We start from the raw sequence: 1,933 nt of genomic DNA, 5'->3' as shown, positions 1-1,933 counted from the left end.
GACAGAATCTGCTCGACCACCACGGGAAGCGGTAGGTCACCGACACCGACTAGCTCAGGGGCCCAATGGCCGGCGGTGTGTTCGCGGATCCAGTGGTAGGCAGTCGCTGCGAAAATCTCTACCGTGGAGCGAACTCGCTGGAAGCCGGCGTGGCGGGACCAGTCTTCTCTTACGAGTGCCATGAGGTCCGGTGAGAAGGGATAACTCGTAGCCAGCCGATCACTGAAGCCTGCGAGGTTGCGGCTGGCACCGAGACGCCCGAACACCTGCTCCTGCCAGGCGCTGTCCGCGCCGGCACGCCATTGGGCGGCCAAGAGCTGAATCGGCAGATCGGTGGCCCGGTCGAAGAGGCGGCGGCGGATGATCGCAGAGAAGTCCTGGGCTTCGGTCACGGCGACGGTGATCCCGTTGCGCTCCAGGCGTGTGGCCACGTAGGAGCGGAAGTCCTCGGCTTCCACGGTGTAGCCGCGTTCGTCGAGGTCCGATCGGATCATCACGACAACGAATGCGACCTGGGCCACCTCGTCGACGGCGTCCATCAGGTTGTTGAGGAACGCCTTCTCACCCGGCATAGACGCGATGTGCTGCTTGTCGGAAAGCAGCATGGCGTAGTCCATGAGCTCATCCAGGAGAATGAGAACCGGTCCGCCGACCGCCTCAAGTGCTCTGGCCAGTGCTGCCTTGTTCGGGCCCTCCGCGAGGTGCTGGTTGTAGCGGGGCTTGTCGCCCTTGAACAGTGACCAAAGAAACCGTTCGTACAGGTTGGTGGCCGGCCCGAACTCAGGGCTGGTTGCGCCGGGAGTCATGTTGTCCGCGGACAGAACCACAACCCGGGCACCACTGAGATCCAGGTTGTTCCCTGACTGTTCAGCTTCGGTTCTGACCAGCCCACCGAGTTCGGCTGCGAGAAACGCCTCGGGCGTGTTAGCGAGGTGGTACAGGCCCACAAGGGCGTGGCTCTTACCGCCGCCCATGCCCTGGTCGAGGTGAAATAGCGCCTTGCCACCCGGTCCTTTGGTGCCCAGCCGGCGGGCGATCGAGCCCATAAACCGCAGCAGGCCGACGGTCGGCTCGGTGATCTCCGCGTAGTAGGTCGGCTCCTGGTAGGGGACGTCGCGATCGGTGTAGACAGCGCTGTACAAGGACATCTGCAGGTCGCCGATCTGGCCGGCCGCGTCGGTGATTTCTCGGCGCAGCGTGAGCGCGTCGGCCCAGTGCTTGTACGCGGTCATCAGGCTCCCTCGATCATGTCGAACAGGGTGGGGCGGCGTTCGGGACTGGCCTCCGCGCGCGCGACGGCGGCGCCCTTCGCAAGATTCTGGACTACGCTCGCGTTGCGCTGAAGCGCGGTGAGCGCTTTCGCCGTGCCGTCGCTGGCGGGTAGTTGAGCGACCAGGTCGCCAATCACAGCCCAAAGATGGTCATCGTCGACGGGTCTATCCCACTTGGCCAGCACGTTGGCCGCTGCGTCGGTGCCCCCTGCGGTGAACGCACCGGCTAGGGCACGTGCGACGTCGAACTCGGCGCTATCTGGGCTGACGTTTGTCGGTGGGTCGAGCAGAAGGCGGAATCCGGCGCCGGACTCGGCGAGCAAGCCGTGGCGGACCTCCTCCATGCGTAGGTTGTCGACCTGGGCCAGGAATCTTGCCTCGCCCTTGGGCACAACTGTGCGCCCGTACAGCCGCATCCAGAACACCGCGAAACGGGTGAGCGAGTCGAAGGTCTCGATAGGTATCTCGTCCAGGCGCAGTGCGGTCGCCTCTCGAACGCTGCGACGGGCAAGGGTTAGGTAGCGTTCAAGGGACGCTGAGCTGCCATCGGGCTGTAGCACAGTCGCGTAGCGTCCGTACACCTCCATAGCGGGACCGTAGGAAGCCATCATCTGATCACCGAGAGCCAGGCCCTCCCTGGACCAGTTCTTCACCGACCGCTT

General features: G+C 64.4%; 2 protein-coding genes. Both read right to left on the bottom strand.

What is annotated here, in order from left to right:
- Nucleotides 1-1,232: DUF499 domain-containing protein (locus DMB66_RS59055; RefSeq protein ID WP_125812621.1), on the bottom strand; the 1,232-nt coding region annotated here is incomplete at its 3' end.
- The coding region (locus tag DMB66_RS59050; RefSeq protein WP_233625609.1) for a hypothetical protein at nt 1,232-1,933 on the bottom strand (702 nt) is incomplete at its 5' end. The genes DMB66_RS59050 and DMB66_RS59055, both read right to left, overlap by 1 nt.

The organism is Actinoplanes sp. ATCC 53533 (assembly GCF_003947245.1).
The sequence above is the reverse complement of the archived record's forward strand: the minus strand, read 5'-3'. Positions and strand labels throughout refer to the sequence as shown.